This is a genomic window from Paenibacillus sp. tmac-D7, from assembly GCF_006519665.1.
Taxonomy (GTDB): Bacteria; Bacillota; Bacilli; order Paenibacillales; family NBRC-103111; genus Paenibacillus_G; species Paenibacillus_G validus.
The window spans coordinates 1-1,256 of the sequence record NZ_VIDW01000119.1 but is presented as its reverse complement, the minus strand read 5'-3'; the positions used below and the strand labels follow the sequence as shown (position 1 = coordinate 1,256).

Below are 1,256 nucleotides of genomic sequence, written 5' to 3'. Positions count from 1 at the left end.
TGCAGTTAGACTGAATAGTAGACACAGATTATACTAGATTCAACAACTTGAGCAAGGGAGCCTGTGTCTATGAAAAAGATCGAGTACGATGAGGTGTACAAGAAGCAGACCGTACAGTACATAAAGGAGAGTGGGAAGCCTGTAGCGGAGATTGGCCGCGAGTTAAAGATCAATCCCAATACGTTGTATGGCTGGGTAAAGAGATATGGCGGGGAGCCGGAGATCGTTGCTGTACAAGCGGTAAAGTCGGAAGATCATCGGCTCAAAGAAATGCAGAAACAGATTCGTGATCTCCAAGAGGAGAATGAAATCTTAAAAAAGGCGATGCACTTCTTCGCGAAAGACCGTCGGTAAAATATAGGTTCATCCATGAACACCGCTCCGAGTACCGGCTGGAGAAGATGTGCCGCATAATGGAAGTTTCTCGTAGCGGCTATTACAAGTGGTTAGGACGCCCTGAGAGTGAACGTGAACGTCAACACAAGGAATGGACCGAGCAAGTCAAGGAAGTGTATGACACGTCCAGGCAGCTTTACGGTAGCCCGAAAGTGACTCAGCAGCTGAAAAAGAAAGGTGTATCTATCTCCGAGCGTACCGTCACACGGATCATGAAAGAAAATGGAATCCGGTCGAAGACGGTGAAGAAATACAAAGCGACAACCAACTCCAAGCACACCCTGCCGGTTCAGGAGAATGTGCTCAACCGAGAGTTTACAGCAAGCAAGCCGAATGAGAAGTGGGTTACTGACATTACCTATGTTTCCACAGGTGAAGGCTGGCTTTATTTGGCGAGCGTAATGGACTTGTTTTCGCGTAAGATCGTCGGCTGGCACATGAGTGAAAGGATGACCAAGGAGCTTGTTCTAAAGGCTCTACAGCAGGCTTACGGACGGCAGCATCCAGACAAGGGCTTGATCCATCACTCGGACCGTGGCAGCCAATATGCTTCCCTCGATTACCAAAAGCAGCTCCAGATCTATGAGATGACTGGCAGTATGAGCCGTAAGGGAAATTGCTATGACAACGCCTGTATCGAGTCGTTTCACAGTGTTTTGAAAAAGGAATTAATTTACCTCAATAAGTACGAAACGCGCGCCGAAGCGAAAAAGAGCATCTTTGAATACATCGAGGTATTCTACAACAACCAACGGATTCATTCTTCAATAGGGTATCATACACCGTCCGAATTCGAACATATGTACCCCCGTCGGGCGGCGTAGGAAAAAATCTGTGTCTACTATCTTGACAGAGGTCCA

The 1,256-nt window shown here is 47.3% G+C and carries 1 protein-coding gene; it reads left to right on the top strand.

Features of this window, described 5'->3' with window-relative positions; translation table 11 throughout:
- Positions 1–69 precede the first annotated feature (69 nt).
- Positions 70–1,220 (top strand): IS3 family transposase gene (locus FKP33_RS26725; RefSeq protein WP_141336830.1). Its coding sequence is split into 2 segments (ribosomal slippage): positions 70–322 and positions 322–1,220, totalling 1,152 coding nucleotides; the frame shifts between segments, so codons are not numbered across the junction.
- Positions 1,221–1,256: the final 36 nt, after the last annotated feature.